The sequence below is a fragment of the Desulfofustis glycolicus DSM 9705 genome, assembly GCF_900130015.1.
Lineage (GTDB): Bacteria > Desulfobacterota > Desulfobulbia > Desulfobulbales > Desulfocapsaceae > Desulfofustis > Desulfofustis glycolicus.
Genome location: NZ_FQXS01000049.1, coordinates 1 through 15,221 on the forward strand (window position 1 = coordinate 1; position 15,221 = coordinate 15,221).

The 15,221-nt window shown below is 56.5% G+C and carries 8 protein-coding genes and 1 pseudogene; all 9 read right to left on the bottom strand.

Annotated elements, in window-relative coordinates:
- Positions 1 to 203 (bottom strand): annotated as a pseudogene (locus BUC26_RS21430) (IS256 family transposase); the annotation flags it as partial.
- 68 nt (positions 204 to 271) lie between these two features.
- A complete protein-coding gene (locus BUC26_RS21435; RefSeq protein ID WP_073379325.1) occupies positions 272 to 5,551 on the bottom strand; it encodes a cadherin-like domain-containing protein in 5,280 nt (1,759 codons plus the stop codon).
- Positions 5,552 to 6,338: 787 nt separating this feature from the next.
- Positions 6,339 to 7,856 carry a hypothetical protein gene (locus BUC26_RS21440; protein WP_073379327.1) on the bottom strand — a complete coding sequence of 506 codons (1,518 nt, stop codon included), beginning with the start codon at positions 7,854 to 7,856 and terminating at the stop codon, positions 6,339 to 6,341.
- Positions 7,857 to 7,895: 39 nt separating this feature from the next.
- Positions 7,896 to 8,312, bottom strand: a complete 417-nt coding sequence (locus tag BUC26_RS21445; protein WP_073379328.1) for a hypothetical protein — start codon at positions 8,310 to 8,312, stop codon at positions 7,896 to 7,898.
- Positions 8,313 to 8,402: 90 nt separating this feature from the next.
- Positions 8,403 to 9,098, bottom strand: coding sequence for a hypothetical protein (locus tag BUC26_RS21450; protein ID WP_073379329.1), 696 nt, complete (start codon positions 9,096 to 9,098; stop codon positions 8,403 to 8,405).
- Between the two features lie 62 nt (positions 9,099 to 9,160).
- A complete protein-coding gene (locus tag BUC26_RS21455) occupies positions 9,161 to 10,528 on the bottom strand; it encodes a TolC family protein (RefSeq protein WP_084540838.1) in 1,368 nt (455 codons plus the stop codon).
- Positions 10,525 to 11,106 carry a toxin-activating lysine-acyltransferase gene (locus BUC26_RS21460; protein ID WP_084540839.1) on the bottom strand — a complete coding sequence of 194 codons (582 nt, stop codon included), beginning with the start codon at positions 11,104 to 11,106 and terminating at the stop codon, positions 10,525 to 10,527. The genes BUC26_RS21455 and BUC26_RS21460 overlap by 4 nt, the downstream gene beginning before the upstream one ends.
- A 2-nt stretch (positions 11,107 to 11,108) precedes the next feature.
- Positions 11,109 to 12,602 carry an HlyD family type I secretion periplasmic adaptor subunit gene (locus tag BUC26_RS21465; protein WP_161949920.1) on the bottom strand — a complete coding sequence of 498 codons (1,494 nt, stop codon included), beginning with the start codon at positions 12,600 to 12,602 and terminating at the stop codon, positions 11,109 to 11,111.
- Entirely contained in the window at positions 12,589 to 14,733 is a 2,145-nt protein-coding gene (locus tag BUC26_RS21470; protein WP_073379331.1) for a type I secretion system permease/ATPase, read from the bottom strand. Before BUC26_RS21470 ends, BUC26_RS21465 begins: the two co-directional genes overlap by 14 nt.
- Positions 14,734 to 15,221 lie beyond the last annotated feature (488 nt).

Here is a 15,221-nt window from a genome sequence, read left to right on the forward strand (position 1 = left end):
CTTTCAGGCAAATAGCCATTGCGCACAACTTGCATGTGCCCGTTTTTATTTCTCAAGTCTGCGTATTGTTGGAGAAGCTCTTGCAATTCAGCTTCAACCGCTTCGCCGATGAGTTGTCGTGCGCCAGTTCGTAACAGTTCGGTCAGTGGATCCTCAGTAAACTCCCCTGGCTTTTTCAGCTCGATAACTTTATTGTTCATCATGACGTATCCTCTTATTGTTGGAATTTTGTTTTGGCGAACTGATTCCAACAGGATACGTCATTTCTTTTTTATGTCTCCTTCAAACACCACTTTTGAGCATAACTCGCCACCCAGCCGGTGGCCTCGTTGCCGTCGGCATCACGAACCGTGTAGGAAAAGCCGGCCTGATCGCCGTGATAGTCGACTGCCGGCAAGAACTCGATGCTCCCGTCGTCGTCGACGCTCACCTGACCGTAGCTCGCCTCGCCGAGGTCGACAAAACTGAGCGGTCCGTCTCCGTCTTCATCGTTGGCCATCAGCGCTGCGACACTGGTCGTCAGTGCCTGTTCTTCCTGCGTCCGGAAGCGATCATCGCCAAAGTTGGTCGGATCGTCGACCGCGGCCAGGTTGAGCTGCAGTTCGCCGTGCAGCTCGCCTCCCTGCCCGTCTGCGGCCTGGTAGCTCAGCTGAATGCTGCCGTGAACGTTCGGATCCGGCACGAAGGTGAACAATCCGCCGTCGTCGTGCACCTGCCCTGCCCCGCCGGCCGCCAGCGCGGTGAGGTGCAGTGCGTCACCGTCCGGATCGAAGAGAAACACACCAAGCGTCTCGGCGGTAAAGACGATCGGTTGATCCTCAACCCCGTCAAGCTGGTCACCAATGATCTCCGGGATATCGTTGATGTTGGTCACAGACACGCTGACCCAGCTGCTCGCCTCGTTGCCCTCGCCATCGACAACCAGATACCCAAAGCCGGCATCCTGGCCGTGATAGTTATGCTCCGGGGTAAAGATGATAGCGGTGTCGCCGGTCAGCGAGACACTGCCATGCGCCGTGTCGCTCAGAGCTCTAAAGGTGAGCGGACCGTCGTTATCCGTCGCACCGGCCAGCAGTTCGGCGGTGGTAATGGTCACCGGTTGCTCTTCGTCGGTTGCCAGCTGGTGGGCGATGAATTGTGTCGGGTCATCGACCGCCTCGATCGTCAGGGAAAGCTCGGCCGCCACTGTTTCACCGGCCGGATCGGCAACGTTCACCTGCAGCGAACCGGTGCCGTGGTAATCGGCCGTCGGCACAAACGTAAAGAGCCCGTCGAATTCCGTGACGATGCCGCCGGAGAGAGCGCGGCAATCGGTAATGGTGAGCGAGTCGCCATCAACATCGGTAACGAAGCGAGCCAGTGTCTGCTCGTCGAAGTTCAGGACCTGATCTTCCAAAATCGTAAGAGACTCGGCAATCAGGCCGGGTCGGTCGTTGATCGACTCAATGCGCACACTCACCCAACCGGTCGACTCAGCGCCCTCGCTATCCTCGACCACGTAGTTGAAACCGGCCTCGTCTCCGCAATAATCCGCTGCCGGGGTAAAAGTGATCGTACCGTCTACCGCTAGCTCCACCTGCCCATGCATCGGCTCGCCAACCGAGCGAAAGGAGAACACGTCGCCGTCGACATCGGTATCGTTGGCGAGCAGCACGCCGCTGCTCGTGATGACGGCCTGATCTTCGGTCGTCACCAGTTCGTCATGGCCGGTATCGACAGGGTCGTTGACTGCGGTGACGGTAAAGGCCAGGTGCCCGTCCACCGTGCCCCGGTGGTTGTCGGTCGCCCGGTAGTCAAATGATGCCGGTCCGGCATAATCAGGTTCCGGGACAAAGGCGAAGTAACCGTCGGTGGTAATGATGCTGCCGCCGACGACATTACTGATCGACTCCAGGTGGACGTTGTCGCCGTCAGGGTCCGCGATAAAGGTGGCGACCTCGTCCGGTGAAAAGACGAGCAGTTCATCCTCGTTGAGCGGCGGCCTTGTTGTTGCCGTGACCTCCGGCGGCTCCCGGCGATCGACCACTTCCACAGCGGCCCAGCCGATGCTGCGATGACCCGGCTGATCCTCAACCAGGTAGGAAAACCCGGCGTCCATGCCGGCATAGTCATCGTCAGGAGTGAAGACGACGCTGCCGTCCGGCTCCTGAGTTACTGTACCGTGCAGAGCATCGCCGAGACCGGCGAAGCTGATCTGCTCGCCGTCCAGTTCCCGGTCATTGGCGAGCAATTCATCGGCCGAGGTGATCAGGGGACCATCTTCCATGATCAGGAACCGATCATCGCCGGCAACGGGACCGGTGTTGACGTCCAGATAGGTCAGGTTGACCATGGCCATGACCGGATAGGAGTCGATATGGTCGCGCACCCAATAGGAGAACTCGATATCCCCGGTAAATCCCGCCTCCGGCACGAGGCTCAAGGCGCCGCCCAGCAGCACGACTTCGCCGTGGCTCTGCCCGCGCAGGTGATCGATAACCAGCGGGTCGCCGTCCGGATCGGTATCGTTTACCAGCAGGCGATTGAGGGCCAGCACCTCGCCCTCCTGGAGGATGAAATGATCGTCGCTCAGCTGCGGCTCATCGTTGACGTTTTCCACAACAATGTTCGCCTGCTGCTGGTGTATCGTACCGTCCGGCATCTGCACGGTATAGGCAAAGGACGCGGTGCCGACAAAGCCCGGGGCCGGGGCGAAGCGGATATCGCCATTATCATCCTGCCAGACCCGGCCGTTGTCGGCCTGGCCGAGGGCCACCAGGGAGCCTGCGTCGGCACCGATGGCAGAGGCGGTGGAGCCGGTATCTTCGACTAGTTCCGCGGACAGAAAGCGCAAAACGGTGTCCTCGGCCATCCGAAAAGACGGGCCCTGGTCCGGGGGCTCCGGGTCCGGCTGATCTGGTGCTGCCGGCGCTTCTTCGACGGCGGTAGTCGTTGGGTCAACCCGGCCGCCGCTGAACACCTCCTGCCGAGGCGTGAAGAACTCCGCCGGCGGAGCTGTCTGCTCCGTCTGCTCCGATTGTTGCAGCTGGAGATCGAGCAGATCCGCGGCCTGCCACCGCTGCCACCAGGCCGCCGGGGTGCCGGTCTGCTGCCAACCGTGGATGAGGAGGTTCTCTCGGAAACAATACACCGTATCGGCGGTCAGCCCGGCGGGCACAGACTGCAGATATGGATGGTCAGGCCAGTGGGTCGCGATAAACGTGTGCAGGTCAGGCCCTGCTGTGAGCGGTGGCACCATTATCTGCCCCTGTTCGGAAACCTGGTGGGCCGTCTCGTCGCGCTGTTCTTCGGCACCATGGGTCTCGAGCCACCGGCGGTAGGTCTCCAGCTCGGCCGTGGTCAGCGGCCCGGTTGTGGCGCCGTCGGGCCGACTGATCGAAGCTGCGCCCGCTTCGCTACCGGCCAGACCGAGCAGCCCGCCCGGCAAGATCAAGGCCATGGCCAGCAGATCCGCGCCGCTGCCGCCAAACATCGTGTTCAGCCCCGCCACCCTGGCAACTTCGCCCATCTTCTGGGAGGGAAGCTGTTCCGGTGGTACCGGCAGCGATCTGACATCACCGGGCCGGGCGGTAAGCAACTGATTTTGCGGCCCCTGGTTGCCACCACCGTGGTAGATCCCGCTGCCGATCGAAATGCCCTGCCGGGAAGGCGTCTCTCCGGTCACGTACGTCATGCCCCGTTTGGTAAAACCATAACCGGCCATCAGGGTATCGACTTTTGCCATGTCGATCTCTCCGAAGTCGCCCCGTGCCAGCTGCACGGCACTGTCGAGCCGTTCCCCGCGATCACGGGCATAGAGGACGCCGAGCATCCGTTTGCCTAGATCGGAAAGATCATCGAGCCGAACCACGACCTTGCCGCCGTGGGTGTCATCATAGGTGATTCGGGATGAATCGCCCCCGACCACGGTCAACCGCGGCAGGCTGCCGTCGATCATCAGTCGGCCCCCTGCGGCGCGGTAATCCTCCAGCACCGGTGCCAGCGACCAGCCATGCCCGCCGGCCGCTTCCTGCATTTCGCTATCACCTTCGACCTGCACGAACAGGGTGCCATCTTCACCGATGCCGAACCAGGCGGTGGCCTCCGGCGGCTCCGTATCGCTGATCATCATATTGCCGACTTGCAGCACGAGCGCGAAAATCCAACCGTACGGAGGACAACTCATCAGGTACGTGGAAGCGGCCGAAGTCACCGCCCCGCGGGTATCACCTTCCGAGAGCTGCAGGGCCGCCGCCGCATATCCCGCATACGACAGGCCCGGCGACGAGGACGTACCGACAGTCGAATCATTGATCAAGGTGGAGATGGAATTGTAGGTGTTAACCGCATAGTGAGTAGTACTGGCAGCGGCAGTGGCGATAGCACCGGCGTCACCGGAATCAAGGACATCGTCGAGCCGGGCCAGGTTCATCGCCAGACCGATAACCGAGCCCAGGGCCTGCAGGGCCGTGGCGGTGGTATCGATCTGCGGCCCGCCCGCCGCGGCGGCGCCGGCAGCATCTTCAACGGCGACGGAATTGAAATAGTTATCAAGACTCGTCGCCAGTCCGACGGACGACTGGGCAATCCCCCAACCGTTCCCCTGCTGAAGCGCCTGCAATAGCCCGAGCCCAGACGTCCCCCAAGACAGAGCCGTCGATCCTTCCTGACCGAACAGCGAGCCAAGCTGGTTTTCGACAAGATAGTGATCGATCTGCTGCAACAACCCGGCACCCTCACGCACGATCGACCAGCCGTCCTGAGTCTCGACTGCCTGACCAAACGCAAGCGCGCTGCCGACGGTGTCCAGGATCTCGCGAAACGTCTCATCAAACACGGCCGCATCACCCAGTCCGCTCAACTGCGCCCGCTGCTCCGCCGCCGCATAATAACCAAAAACAGACTGCACAATCCCGGCCAGATCATCGGCCTGAACTGCAGCAGCCAAGGATTCCTGCGCCTGCAACACACCCAGGTCGGCCACCCGGAGCTGCTCTCCGAGATAGACCTGGTAATCGTGGATCGCCTGCAATTGCTCTGCTGCATGTTCTCGGGCACTGCATATCTGAGCAAATCCCGTTTTGTCCACAATCGCTCGTGCTTCTTCTGATGATAGCCCGAGCTCTTGGAGCTGTTCAATCAACTGCTCGCTGCTCTGCGGCTGATCGGCTTCATTGAGCACCAAAGGGGTCCCGTTCTGGTCAATACCGGCCAAAGCCGGGGCCTTGACTATTCGTCCGCTTGCATAGACAAAGTAAAAGTCAGGATCGTTCGGTAATTGAAATTGTTGCGGCAGGAAAAATGAAATGTCCAGCAGAGCAGGATCGACTACTGCATTTTGCAACGCATCCTTGGCCCATTGATCGACAAACCCCGTGTCATCTCCGTAAGCACCGCTGATCATCTCGTCTCTTGATGCGATCATCTGCAGCATTTTCGACTCAAGTTTCAGCAGTTCTGCGACTTTCTGAGGTGTCGCACATGATTCGTCAAGAACTGCACAATTTTCCCGATCGTTCATGATGTCTTCACGCAACGCTTCAATTTTCTCGGCATAACGAGAAATCATCATATTCGTGAGAACAAAGACCGGGTCTATGCCATCCGGATGCTTAAGACTTTTCAGTATTTGAATACGTATCTCTCTTTCAGTATGTTGCGAAGCAATTGCATGGAACAATGTTTCACTAAAATCTGCGCCAACAAGATCAAAAAAATGATTCACGCCCACATAACCATTTCCCGGCATCAAGGCAGATAGATTATATACAGGGCTGCCGATTTCAAAGATGTTGACAAATTTCCCCGGAACGATACCTGCCGGCTCATTGCGCGTTTGTAATTGTGTTGCAACTAATTCGATATATGCAGGATCTTCCAATATTGCAGAACATGCTGCAGGCTCGGAAGCCGTACCGGTAAATCCAAATGTCCACGAAAGAAGCTGTGCAATAGCCCCGCCTTTTGAATCACCGGCGAACGAGTAGTTAAAAATTTCTTTTTTGCTTTTAGCAGTTGCAATATATTCGTCGACAAATCTTATTGCTTGTTCATCGTGCGAATGAAGCTTTCCTCTGAAATGACTTGCATTTGGACCATTTAATTCCCAATCAAGGTCGTCATCAGATCCTCTAACTGTAAAAACGACTTCGTTTGTTCCTTTTTTTTTCAGTGCATAGATTTCCAGTCCAGAATCTAATTCTCTTTTTCCATCGATCGTATAACCGGCAGGAGTTTTTTTTAATTTTTTGTCCTTATCTTCAGTATAAACTTTATCTGCAAGTTCCAAACGTTCAGCATGACTGATCGAAGACATTTTCTTCTCCTATTTGGATCACATTTACAAAACTAGTTATGCGTCAATTATTTAGTTTATTCCTCACAACACCTATGGCTGATTTTTCATCAATTGTCTGAGCTTTATCATATGAATCAACGGAATAAATGTATTCTATAGGCAAATGAACAACATGAGTGGTTTGATTAAATACTTCTTCATCATTTAAACATTTATCCGCATCAGTAAAACATATAAAATTCTGTTCATGAGCCTCAACCCGATCATAGAGCGGCATATCAAGAGCAAGCAGTGAAAAATCTAGCCCCCAAGCGCTATGATCTATATATTCTTGAAAATATCCTGACCCCCATCCAAACCATTTATCAATATTTTCCCGTGCAGTTTTGTTCGATCTATATATAAATGTTGTACGAAACTTCAGTGCCGAAGTATCAATCTCAGGAATCCGCTTATTATATTTATCCTGTTCATGGAGAAATGTCGTTGACGACCCCAAAATACTTTTGACAATACCATCATAGGACGGATAGGAGATCCGTGCTGAAGGGTCGAGATAGAATTCAAATATTGTATCAAGTCGACTTTTGGTGCATGTCGAAGCGTCGCTGAAATAGCCACAACTTGGTCTGCCTGTCGGCACGTGGTTATACGCCACCGCGAGTGCACCCTCGAGTTCCTCGTTAACGCCCGTTAGCGGCATGTTGTATCGTTGAGCAAAATCAGCAGTGTAAACCCAAAGGCTTTTGTCCACCTCTTTGCCGCCATACCAGTTACGATCTGACAAATCAGATCGTGCTTGATGATATTCAATAATTCGCTGCCAAAACGAAGGTGGGAACTCTACCTCGTGCACCTTTCCCCCAGACAGAGGAAATCGGATAGTTCGCTTTGTTTCGGTCGGAAGAAGACTAAATCTTCCATCAATGAAGAGCGTCACGATTATTAGATCCTTTTCCCTGGTGGCATCATAACCAATCGCTTTTGCTCCACCGTCAACTTCTTGACCAGATTCTTGCAAGTACACACGCTTCAATCCAAACGCCTGCTCCCACTTTCCCTTGAGATCCGGGTTCAATTCACCCAAAGCAAAAAGAGAACTCTTCCAGGGAATAAGACCCACAACAGGGTTGCCGGTAATCCCGATATCAATGTCAGATTTGATATACAGCTCAATGACACATTCGTAGGAAGGTACACAGACCTCTTTATCTCCCTGATTATGGCACCGCAATCGACCACTCGGTTCAATGCGGAAGGCAGCCAGCTCTGCACCTTTCAGCCCGTCATCCTGCCATTCCTGCGGCATACCAAAGCGCTTGCGTGCAGCTTCATTGAATACCCAGACATTATTGTCTTTGATAATGACGCTTCCATAGCCGCAAAATTTTTGAAACGCAGAATCCTGCGACTCCCGGTACGTCATTGGATCGCAGGCTGAATGAGCATATCCAGCACAGAGTAGGAAAACGAGTGCTGTGTAAACGACTCTCAATGCGCTGTATAAAAAATGGGAACGGCCTTCTTCAAGTTTTTCGACTGCACCACACCCCAACAGTGCTCTGATTATTTCATTCATATCTTTTTCCTTTCTATCGCTAGTCCGCCAATATCACCATCACAGCCACTGTCCGTCTTTATCAGAAAAGACAAAGCTCCGGTGGTCATTCACTTTGATCACGATACCTGCACCATGCGGTGCGGCCCAGGCCCATCCGGTTGGCTGAAACCAGGTATGTATTTCATAGACCGCATCACCGCCCAACTGTCGTGCACTCTCGGCCATCTCCTGATAGACAGCCTGCGCCGAGCCATACCATGCCTTTCCCACGTCAACCTTCGCAATCACCTCATAATTTCCAGCTTCTGGAAGCATTGCGGTGGAAAGATAAATTTTTCCAGGATGCGGATCGTAAATTATTTCACTTTTCCGTTCCACATCAGTCACATCCATTCCGATAAGGGGGCTGTGAGCAGAACAGCCAGCCAACAAAAACAATGTTGCACACACGGATAACCTGAATAAGATTGCCATGCCATCCTCCTGAAAAATATGAACAAAAATGGGCAAAAAAATGGGGACTGTCCCCTTTTCCTCAAAAAATGGGGACTGTCCCCATTTTTGTTATTTGAAGTTGAATGAGGTGCCGCCTTGATCGTTCGGAACGAAATCTGCGTTTACTGTGACTACCTGGCCACAGCCGTTCATGGTCCATGTTTCGCCCCACGCACCCTGTATGGTTTTGCCGTCTTTGGTAACCTCGTGGGGCGGTTCGGTCAGTTCAGTTCCGACTAATTGAATTTCATCACATTTCTTGCCGTCTGGTTGGGGCTCAAGCTTGATGGAGGCCGCCATCTTGGCCGCTAGGCCCGCATCGTGCAGCAATTGCAGTGAAGCGTTGCTGTTACCGGAGGGAAGTGGTCTTTCCTGAGGGACTGAGCCCGGGGTGGCCAGGAAGATGGCGTTATAGGTTCTCGGACCTTCACACCGCTCGAACTCGAATCGCTGTTGCCAGGCACCCGCCTGCGGATGCATGCTGCCTGCAGGAAAAACGATTGGCTGCAAAAGGATAAGGCTTCCCGGCTTGATCTGAGCATCTTTGGTGCAGTTCTGATTGAGACCGAGCTTGTAATCCCAATAGATGCCGACTCGATACAGTGCTTCCTGCTGATGCGCTGAAAGCAGATATGTTGCAATCCTGGTATGTTGACTGAGCTGATCGACGTTTCGCAGGGTTTCCGTCGTCTTTTTCGGAACACAGCCAAGATTGAAGGCCGTGACACAGACAAGCAAGGCGATAAGCAGGCGTGCGGGTTTCATGTGGTTCTCCTGTTTGCTTCAGGGTTATGGCTGTCTTGACGTTTCAAGACTACCTGGAAAGGTTACTGCCGACCGACGACGAGTTTGAATTTCTCGAGCAGCAGCAGGTAATCGTAATGTGCGGTCTTGTAGGTCTTGAGTGACCGGTAATAGTCCTGTTGGGCGTTGAGGACGTCGAGCAGGACCTTGGCGCCTTCGTCATAGGATGCCTGGGTTGATTCCATGGCCAGTCGGCTGGCCTCGGTCGCTTGACGATAGGTCTCGATCAGCTTCCTGGTGCCTATAATGCTCTCCCAGAGTGACTGGATTGATCTGGTCAGTGCGTTTTGCGCCGACTGCACCTGCCGTGCGGCGGAACGGAGTCGTCGTCCTGCCGCAACCGTCGCGGCGATATCCTGCCCGCCGGTCAGCAGGTCTATTTGCAGACGCACACCGATATCGGTTTCGCTGCGATCCTCACCGTAACCGGACAGGCCGCCGTCCGGCCGTCTGTCTCGATAATCGGCGAACAACACCAGGGCCGGAGTGAAACGACTGAGCGCTATGCGTCGATTGATTTTCGCCACGCCATGCTGCCGCTTGCTGATCTGCAGGTCGGTATTCATAGCCGACGCCACCTGCAGCCAGTGATCGAGCGGTGGTTTTGGCGGCACCGGTACCACTGGCAGATCAGTTGCAAACTGGTGGCTATCGACCGCTTTGCCGATCACCTCTTCCAGTGCGGTCTGCGCGTTGGCAAGCTCGGTTTTACCGGCGATCTCGGCGGCCAGCGCAAGACGATAACGAGCTTCGGCATGGTGACGATCGGTTATCGTGCCAAAACCAAGGGCCAGCTTTTCTGCGGCGCTTACCACGTGTCGTTTCAGGGCGGCGGTTTCCACTCCGTCGAGCAGATAGCTCTCACGGCTGGAAAGGACCGCGTAATAACGCTCACTGACCCGCAGTCGCAGATCTTCCTCCGCCTTTTTTTTTATCAGTTCGGCAATGTCCATATCAAGCAACCCGCGACCGGCGATCCAGGCCTTGCTCAAATCTACCAGCGGCTGCTCGGCGGTGACGGTAATCTCCGCTTCACTAAACGATGCGATTGCATCTGCAGCGTCTGCCTGCCGTTCCGGTCGCAAGGTGTCCCGACTGTGCGTATAGCTGCCGGTCATCCGCAGCGTCGGACCGTAGCCGGCCACCGCCCGCCAGCCCTCGGCGGCCCGGGCTGCGGCATCGTGCAGCTCAGTGTGATAACGGGCATCATTCAGGCGAGCGAGGGCTATCGCTTCCTGCAAGCTCAGGATTGACACCTCGGCCACTGCCGACTGCGGTAGATACAAGAGAGCAACCAAGGCAACCGCGAGCCGCTGCCATTGCCGGCCCCACCTCCTGGCACGGCTATAGCGCGATGTTACGGCCGTGCGCTGCGATCCAACGACGCTCACTGTTTTTCCGAATCCCCGTCAGCTGCCGTCGACTCTGCGGTTTGCGCAAGCGGCGGCAGCAGGCGGTGGGTCAGCCCGCCGTTTTCCGGGTCAGGCGCCAACAGATGAATCTCCCGCTCGGAAAAGGAGGAACGCATATCGCTCAGTACCGTCTCAACTCCGCCGAACGGAGCGACGATATCGATCAGCCAGAGCCGTTCTCCGGAGGTCCAGTCCTCCGGCCGGAGCCGGCCGCCGTTGCCGAGCAGCCGTTTTTCCACCTCATCGGTAAGAAACGCCCAGCTGACAAAAGAGATCGGGTACTCCTGCTTCATGTAGAGTTTGCATTGTCCGCTGACCAAGGGCGGGATCAGGAGCCATTCCAGGTCACTGATAAACTGGTAGCGCCGATGGGGTGACTGCAGATAAAGCATGATCACCGGGCCGAGGGCCGGTAACCGTTTGACCAGGCGCAGTGACTGCGCTTTAATCTGCTCCCGGAGCGCCTCGTCGGCGACTGCTGCGTGTTCGTTTTCCGGTGGGGAAAGCCCGTTTTTTTTCGTCTGTTGTTTTGTTGCCGCTGTACCGGTTGTCGTCATTGTCACATCTCCCGCAGACTTTGGTCCCGATAACGCAGGATCGGGCCGAGAAAGTACTCGATTACTCGCCGCTGACCGACCTTGACGTCCGCTGTTACCGTCATTCCCGGTGCAATCCGGCCGGTTCGGCCGTTCACGGTATTGGGCAGTTCATGACCAGCCAGGAAAATCCGGACCGGATAGACCGGTCCCAGGTCCTGATCGAGCACCGCATCACCGGCCACCCACTCGATCGTGCCCGGCAGCGCGCCATAGCTGGTGAACGGAAATGCCGCTACTTTTACCGAAACCGGCTGCCTCTGTTCGATAAAGCCGATATCCTTGTTCAAAATCATGGCATCCACTTCAAAGCCGCTCGCCGTCGGGACGATCACCAGCAGCGGCTGGGCGGCGGTGACCACCCCGCCGACGGTGTGGATCGCCAATTGCTGAACCAGACCGTCTGATGGCGCTCGCAGGGCAAAATGGTCTTGCCGGTTTTGTGCCTTGACTATCTGGTGGCGGAGGTGTTCGCACTCATTCTGGGCCGTGGTCAACTGGTCGAGCAGATCGCGCCGGTATTCGGTCCGGGCCAACTCCTGCTCTTCACCGGCACGGTCAAGGCGGGCCTCGACTTCGGCTAGCCGGCTCTGCATGTTGTCCAGGTTGTGATCGGCATCGTTGATCTCGATCTGCGCCTGCAACAGTTCAGCGCCCGAGATCAGCATCTTTTCAGCAAGCGCTTGTTTCTTTTCGTAGAGTTCTTGGGCCAGCGGCAATGCCTCGCTGAGCCGGTTGACCTCGGCGATGATCGCCTGGCGCTCGGCCCGGCACCTCCTGATCTCCGTTGCAAGCGTATCCATGCGTTGCCGCCGTGCCGCCAGTGACTGGTCGAGCAATCGCCGGTGAAGGGCAACCGTCTGCAGGTTGGCACCTGCCGGCGGCTGAAAGAGCGATGCGTCGCCCTGTAATTGGGCGTTGAGGCGCAGTACGGTTAGTTCCGTTTTTGCCAGCTCTTTTTCCAGGGTCTGCAAATCCTCGCGATTGGCGGTACCATCCAGGGTGATCAGCGGATCGCCCTGTTTCACCACTTGTCCGTCGCGTACATGGATGGCGGTCACCAGACCCGGCTCCAGGGCCTGCACGATTTTGACCTTACCGGTCGGCACCACCATCCCCTGGGCGCTGACGACGATATCCATCCCGGCCCAACTCGCCCAGCCCACGGCGCATGCCGCAAACACAACGATAAACAGCACCATCGCCCGGGAGAGAGGCGCCGGCGGGCGCTCAAGCACCTCCAGTGTTGCCGGCAAGAATTCATAATCCCGCTGAGCCGTTCGATCCCTCCGAAATCGTTCGACCAGCCTGCCCAGTGTCTTCCCGGCCGGCGGTGACGCGGGCATAGCGATACCGACGATACCTTTTTGCTGCGACCGGCAATTGCGTTTATCGCCTTCCTGCCAGGCACGCTTATCCGGCGCATTCGAGCTATCCGGTGGATCATAGACAGGCATAGCGTCCCTCGTGGATGCTGTGCAGCGTCGCATAGCGGCCGCCGGCTGCGAGCAGTGCCTCGGGAGTATCGTTTTCGTCGATCCGGCCGCGCTCCAGGGTAATGATCCGATCGGCATGACGCACGCTCGAAAGCCGATGGGCAATGATGAAGACCGTGCGGCCGCGGCAGATCTGCCGCATCTTCTGCTGAATCAGCAGCTCGGATTCGTAATCGAGCGAGCTCGTCGCTTCATCGAGGATCAGCATGCGCGGGTCGGTGGCCAGGGCTCGGGCGATAGCCAACCGCTGGCGCTGCCCGGTGGAAAGCTGCACGCCCCGTTCGCCGACCGAGGTGTCATAACCGTGCGGGAAATCCATGATAAAACCATGGGCACCCGCCAGCTCGGCGGCCTCAATGACCGTTGCCAGCGGCAGATCCGGACCGTTGAGGGCGATATTGTCGCGGATGGAGCCGTTGAACAGTACCCCGTCCTGGACGACAACACCGATCTGACGCCGCAACCACGAGGCGTCGGCCATGGATAGATCGACGCCGTCGATCAGCACCCGGCCACTGCGCGGAACATAGAGGCGCTGTAGCAGTTTCGCCAGGGTGGTCTTGCCCGAGCCGGTGCTGCCGACAATGCCGATCACCTCCCCCGCCTGAACAGAAAACGAGACATCGCTGAGCACCGGCGAGCCATCGGGGCCGTAACCGAACATGACCCGCTCGAAGGTGACGGCTCCGGCAATATCCGGCAGGCTGACCCGGAACGGGTCGAACCCCGGCTCGGCAGGGCAGCGAAAGATATCACCGATGCGTGCCACGGAAATCCTGACGTGCTGAAACTCCTTCCAGATCTGGGAGAGCCGCACGATCGGCGCCACCACCCGGGAAGAGATCATGTTAAAGGCAATCAACTGACCAACAGTCAGGTTGCCGTAAAGTACCTCCTTGGCCCCGAAATAGAGGAGCAGCACCGTCAGCGCCTTGCTCGCAACAGCGGTAATCTGGTTGACCAGGTTAGCCAGCAGACCGCTTTGAAATCCGTTTTTGACGTGATCGGTCAGCCGCGCCTCCCACTTTGCTTGCAGCCGTGGTTCTGCGGCGCCGGCCTTGATCGTCTCGATCCCGGAAATGGTTTCTACAAGGAAGGACTGGTTGTCGGCGCCGCTGCTGTAGGTGTCTTCCAACCGATTGCGCAGCAGCGGCGTCATCAGAAAAGAAGCGGCGAAGAGAAACGGCAGACTGATCAATACGATGAGCAGCAGAAACGGGCTGAATAGATACATCACCAACAGGAAGACAACGACGAAAAACAGGTCGAGCAGCAGCATCAGACCCGAGCCGGTGATAAACCGGCGGACATTGTCCAACTCTCTCATGCGAGCGATGGTGTCGCCAACCCGGCGACTCTCGAAGTAACTGAGCGGCAGCGACATCAGGTGTTTGAACACCGCCACCCCAAGCATCAAATCCATCCGGTTGGCGGTGTGCGACAGCAGATAGGTGCGCAGCCCGTTCAGGGCGATCTCGAAGATCGAGACGATCACCAGGGCGAGGACCAGGACATCGAGAGTGGTCAGGCTGTTGTTGCTGAGCACCTTGTCGATGACAATCATAAAGACGAGCGGCGACAGCAGCGCAAAGAGCTGAACGAACAACGAGGCCAGCAGACAGTCCCTGAACACGCCGCCGTATTTGCGGGCCGCACGAAAAAACCAGCCGAGTCCGAAGCGTTGTTCACCATCAAGCTGGCGCTCTTTCCGCTTGAGCAGCATGATGGTGCCGCGAAGCCGCTGTTGCAGCTGATCAATATCTTCCCAGTGCGGCTGCGCCGTGCCCTCCTCCTGTACGAGGACCTGTCGCTTATCAATATCAAGACGGGCCAGCATCGCATATCCACTGCCGTGCAACGGGGCGACCACCGGGTACAGCTCCGGACGCAACCGGGCCAGCGGCTTGTCAACAAGGCGGACCTTGAAACCGATCCGTCGGAAGGCCCGCGCCAGCATCAGCGGCGCCAACTCGTCCTGGCCGGTACTGAATTGATGCCGCAGTTGCTCGGCGCTGATCGGTGCACCAAGCAACCGGGACATCAAGCCAAGACAAAAGAGGCCACTGCGCACATCGATAGCTGGCTGAGTCATATACGCTCCGGTGGTTGAACGGGGATCTCCGGCACCTGTCGGTGAGTGCCTACAAGTATCTGGAGCGCACCGTAGCGCATCGATCTGACAATTTTCTTACAGACCGTGTTTTTCAAACATTTTTTGAAACTTTCTTTTCCAAAAACCTATTGACACCCCCGGGTGAATCAAGTAGTGTGCCGCGGTCCTGAAGCACGGGCCGGCCGCCAGGCCGTGCCGGGGGTTTCGGGGCGGTGCCGAAAGCGACGAGCGAGGCTGATTAGGGCTTGACAGAGCGTCGGCGAATTGATAGATTTATGCTCTTCTGCACCACTCATTGGTGCGCGCCGCTTGCGGCGTTTGTAGCGATCCTTGACAACTGAATAACAACATACGTGCAAACGGGCCCGACGCGTCTTTTGACGCAGAGGGATCTGCAGAGCAGTAATGCGATACAGAGCCCTTATTTGAAGTTGTGTTTTTAAATAAGGACCGATTTATCGGTTCAG